This window comes from uncultured Fibrobacter sp. (assembly GCF_937877005.1).
In the GTDB taxonomy this organism is placed as follows: domain Bacteria; phylum Fibrobacterota; class Fibrobacteria; order Fibrobacterales; family Fibrobacteraceae; genus Fibrobacter.
This window is the reverse complement of the sequence record NZ_CALEFV010000147.1, coordinates 1-2,654: the sequence shown is the minus strand read 5'-3', so window position 1 is coordinate 2,654 and position 2,654 is coordinate 1. Positions and strand designations below refer to the sequence as shown.

At 52.5% G+C, this 2,654-nt stretch carries 3 protein-coding genes; all 3 read left to right on the top strand.

Annotated features, from left to right (window positions below; genetic code table 11):
* Positions 1 to 800 (top strand): hypothetical protein (locus Q0628_RS07080; protein ID WP_298769524.1); only part of this gene is annotated, 800 nt, incomplete at its 5' end.
* Positions 801 to 852: 52 nt separating this feature from the next.
* Complete coding sequence (gene purD / locus Q0628_RS07075; RefSeq protein WP_298769521.1) at positions 853 to 2,145, top strand: phosphoribosylamine--glycine ligase; 1,293 nt, start codon at positions 853 to 855, stop codon at positions 2,143 to 2,145.
* Between the two features lie 11 nt (positions 2,146 to 2,156).
* Positions 2,157 to 2,630: a 5-(carboxyamino)imidazole ribonucleotide mutase gene (gene purE / locus Q0628_RS07070; protein ID WP_072979901.1), complete on the top strand. Its 474-nt coding sequence runs from the start codon at positions 2,157 to 2,159 to the stop codon at positions 2,628 to 2,630.
* The last annotated feature ends 24 nt before the right edge of the window (positions 2,631 to 2,654 follow it).

The following is a 2,654-nucleotide window of genomic DNA, read 5'->3' as shown; positions in this document are numbered from 1 at the left end:
GGGATTTTAATAAAAATGCGCAAACTTGTGCGCTTGGTATGAAAAAGTTTATTCTCATAATTCTTGCGTTTAGTTTCGTTACGGCTTTTGCTCAAAAAGACTCCGTTTCGGTAGATTTGAGTAAAACGTCAGAGAAACGTTATAAACGTTATGTGTATAGCACGGACACTATTGCGCCGAGGACAAACTTCTATATAAGCAATTTGACAATAAGTGATATTTTGATATTGCCTGCTTTTGGGGCTTTTTTATTCGATTTTACTCTTGAAAAAGAAAATTCTTACAATGGTTCATTGATATTCAATCTGACTACTTTTATGCGTTTCTCTGACATTGAAGATAATGAAGGGAATAAAGATTGGGAAGGCTTCAGAAGCGTAACAAGTTTAGGAGTGGGTTATCGTTACTATTTAGGACGTTTAGTCATGCCGAATTATTCAGAACCAAGGGTAAAACACAGAAATGTTCCCATAAATAGCTTTTCGCCATATATACAAGCTATTGGGGCTCCTGTCTTTAAATATGCAAACGACAAAAGTTATGGTGGTGACGAAAGTAAAAGTTCAAGTTTTGATGTCGGTTTTTCGACATCAGCTTCATTAGGTTTTGTGTGGAATTTGTTGAATTTCCTGTGGGACAATAATGTTTTATTTGGTTATCAGTATTGGTCTGATAAAGCACGAAATATCTTAATTTTTGATCTTAGGAAAAAGAAAGATTCAATGAATGTTCACTATTTCATCAATGGTATGGATCCTAAGGGCTTTTATTGGGGTTTTGAAAGTCGATTTGGTTTTTAATGGATTCCCTGTTTTTCTAAATTATCCCCCGTACAAGTATAAGGACTCGCTTATGAATATTCTCGTCGTTGGTAGCGGTGGTCGCGAACATGCCATCGCTCTTGCAGTCAAGAAGTCGCCGCTGTGCGACACTCTCGTGTGCGCTCCGGGCAACCCGGGCATGGCTAACCTCGGCAAGTGCGTGCCGGTGGATGTGACCGACCCGAAGGCGATCGCTGACCTCGCGGTTGCCGAAAAGATTGACCTCGCGGTCATCGGCCCCGAAATTCCGCTGGTCGCGGGCGTGGTGGATGAATTCCGCCGTCGCGGGCTGCGCGCTTTCGGCCCGACTGCGGCTGCTGCCGCGCTCGAAGGCTCCAAGGCCTTCAGCAAGGATATCATGAAGAAGTACAACGTGCCGACGGCAGCCTTCGAGACCTTCACCGATCTCGCCTCTGCCAAGAAGTTCCTTGCCGAACATCCGGCTCCGATCGTGGTGAAGGCGTCGGGCCTCGCTGCGGGCAAGGGCGCTATCGTCTGCATGACCGACAAGGAAGCGAACGACGCTGTCGAAGAAATGCTTGGCGACAAGGCTGTCTTTGGTGAATCCGGCAAGACGGTCGTGATTGAAGAATTCATGGACGGCGAAGAAGCCTCCATCTTCGTGGTTTGCGACGGCAAGGACTACGTGATTCTCTCTTCTGCCCAGGACCACAAGCGCGTCTTTGACGACGACAAGGGCCCGAACACGGGCGGCATGGGCGCCTACAGCCCTGCTCCGGTGGTGACGGACGCTCTCCTCGAGGTCGTGAAGAAAACGATTATCGAACCGACCCTCAAGGGCATGGCTGCCGAAGGCAAGCCTTACACGGGCGTGCTCTACGTGGGCATCATGGTGACTGCGAAGGGCCCGAAGGTCGTGGAATACAACTGCCGCCTCGGCGACCCCGAATGCCAGATTGTGCTCCCGCTCTACGACGGCGACGTGCTCGCGTTGTTCGACGCTGCCGAAAAGGGTGAACTCGCAAAGCTCGGTGCACCGAAGGCCCCGAAGGGCAGTTCCGCAATCGTGGTGCTCGCAAGCAAGGGCTATCCGGGTTCCTACGAAAAGGGCAAGGTCGTCACGGGTATCGAAGAAGCCGAAAAGAACGGCGCCCAGGTGCTCCATGCCGGTACCAAGATGGTCGATGGCAAGCTGGTCACGAACGGTGGCCGCGTGTTCGGTGTGGTGGGCCATGGCGAAACGCTCCAGGCCGCTCTCGACATCGCTTACGAAGCCGCCGAAAAGGTTCAGTTCGAAGGCAAGTTCTACCGCAAGGACATCGGCAAGAAGGGTTTGGCCCGTCTCGCCAAGATGGCGAAATAAGAGGTAATAAAATGGATTTGAAAGAAAATGCAAAGGTCGGTATCGTTGCGGGTAGCAAGTCCGACCAGGAAACTGTAGATAAAATCACCGCGGTGCTCGACGCCTTCGGCATCGTGTGGGAATTCAACATTCTCTCCGCACATCGCACCCCGAACGCCACCGCGAAGTATGCTCGCGAAGCCGCCGGGCGAGGCCTCCAGGTCCTCATCGGTGTCGCTGGCCTCGCTGCAGCCCTTCCGGGCGTGCTCGCAGGGCACACGATTCTTCCGGTCATTGGCCTGCCCTGCGCCGGCGGCCCGCTCAACGGCGTCGATGCTCTGCACTCCATCGTGCAGATGCCCCCGGGAATCCCGGTGGCCACGGTCGGCATCGGCAACGGCAAGAATGCCGGTTACCTCGCCGCCCACATCGTCGCCATCGCAGACCCTGCAGTTCGCGAAAAGCTCGTCGCCTACCGCAAGGGCCTCGGCGATATCGAAGGATAATCCGCGCAATGCTTAGGAGGAATG

What these genes read in the sequence shown, in the direction of transcription:
- purD (WP_298769521.1), top strand. Translation starts at nt 853, where the DNA reads ATGAATATTCTCGTCGTTGGTAGCGGTGGTCGCGAACATGCCATCGCT.
- purE (WP_072979901.1), top strand. Translation starts at nt 2,157, where the DNA reads ATGGATTTGAAAGAAAATGCAAAGGTCGGTATCGTTGCGGGTAGCAAG.